The following is a 1,189-nucleotide window of genomic DNA, read 5'->3' as shown; positions in this document are numbered from 1 at the left end:
GCGTGAGCGGGCCGGAGGCCTTGGCCGAGCCTGCAGGCTGCCCTTCAGAAGCCAAGCCCAAGCGCATCATGCACATCGAAGGCAATCGCGTGGAAGTGTGGGTGGATAACCAAATTCGCAGCAGTTGGAGCATTTGGTCGGTGGGAGATCTCAAGGAAGTCTGTCGGCTGGCAGAAGAGTTCGACTGTGGCCTCAGCTATTCTCTAGGAGGAAACTCAGAGTCTCAGTCGGAAATGCTGCTGTTGCCCTCCAATTCTGCTGGTGTGTCCGACCGACTCTCCAACCCCGTTCGCGCAAGCGGGCCGGAGGCCCCAGGCTCTGCCGCCTAGCACCCCCAGCTTCGGTTGCTGCTTTTGCTGTTCAAATCCCCATGGCAGAACCCCAACGGCTACAGAAGCTCTTGGCTCAGCAGGGATTGGCCTCGCGTCGCCAGGTGGAAGCCTGGATCCTGGCCGGGCGCGTTCGGGTCAATGGGAAGGTGGTCACTGAGCTGGGCTCCAAAGCCGACCCAGAGCGGGATTGCATCGAGGTGAATGGGCAAGTGATCCCTTTGGCCAAGGATCCGGCGCGCTATGTTTTGCTCCTGCACAAGCCAGTGGGGGTTTTGTCAACCTGTGCAGATCCTTGGGGACGCAAGACGGTGCTGGATCTGCTCCCCCCATCTTGGAAACGGCAAACCCGCCTCTACCCGGTGGGCCGGCTGGATGCGGACAGCAGTGGCGCTTTGCTGCTCACCAATGATGGCGACTTGACCTTGAAGCTGACCCATCCGCGCTATCATCTGCCCAAAACCTACCGGGTACAGGTACAAGGGCATCCGAGTCAGGCCACTCTGCAACATTGGCGAGACGGAGTAGACTTAGAGGGATACACCACTCTGCCGGCGGAGGTGGAGTTTTGTCCTGCCCCGGATTTCCGGCAAAGGGAGCATCCCAATTGCTCCTGGCTGAGGGTGGTGTTGTTTGAGGGACGCAACCGGCAAATTCGGCGGGTGGCGGAGCGTCTTGGGCATCCGGTGCTCAGCTTACATCGGGAAGCCATTGGCCCACTGGGCTTGGGCAACCTGAAAGCAGGCCAGTTCCGCCAGTTGGATCCCCATGAGCTCCAAGCTTTACTGGCCCCTCTCACCGGGCACAGCAGCTCATCCTCGCTCGGGAAGCGCCCTCTAAGGCCTCCGGCCCGCTCACGC

Annotated in this window: 1 protein-coding gene and 1 pseudogene; both read left to right on the top strand. The window is 60.7% G+C overall.

The annotated features are described in order from the left end of the window. Positions 1–329 (top strand): annotated as a pseudogene (locus NW819_RS12885) (hypothetical protein); the annotation flags it as partial. A 41-nt stretch (positions 330–370) separates the two neighbouring features. Beyond that, on the top strand, positions 371–1,189 hold an 819-nt coding region (locus NW819_RS12880; RefSeq protein ID WP_414413984.1), incomplete at its 3' end, for a pseudouridine synthase.

The organism is Synechococcus sp. R8-2, from assembly GCF_047461715.1.
Taxonomy (GTDB): domain Bacteria; phylum Cyanobacteriota; class Cyanobacteriia; order Thermostichales; family Thermostichaceae; genus Thermostichus.
Note: the sequence above shows the minus strand (reverse complement) of the source record. Positions and strands in the feature narration are given on the sequence as shown.